The sequence below is a fragment of the Streptomyces sp. SID4985 genome, assembly GCF_009863025.1.
Classification (GTDB): domain Bacteria; phylum Actinomycetota; class Actinomycetes; order Streptomycetales; family Streptomycetaceae; genus Streptomyces.
The window spans coordinates 1-223 of the sequence record NZ_WWIR01000203.1 but is presented as its reverse complement, the minus strand read 5'-3'; the positions used below and the strand labels follow the sequence as shown (position 1 = coordinate 223).

At 80.7% G+C, this 223-nt stretch carries 1 pseudogene; it reads right to left on the bottom strand.

The window, feature by feature from the left end:
• Window positions 1–223: pseudogene (locus GTW40_RS07860) on the bottom strand (hypothetical protein); the annotation flags it as partial.

Here is a 223-nt window from a genome sequence, read left to right as displayed (position 1 = left end):
GCGAGGACCGGGGCGGCGACCACGGTGGCGACCACGGTCGTGGTGACGGCACGCGCGCGGAGCCGGTCGCGGCGGGCCGCGCGGTCCTTGGGATCCATGGGGAAGCCGCGCCGGTCGAAGCGCGGTACGGCGGCGCCCCGCGCGCGGGAGTGGCCCGCGAGCGCCGCGTGCAGGGCGGTGCGGGGCGCCTGGAGGACGGGCAGTTCGGCGGGGGTGACCGTGG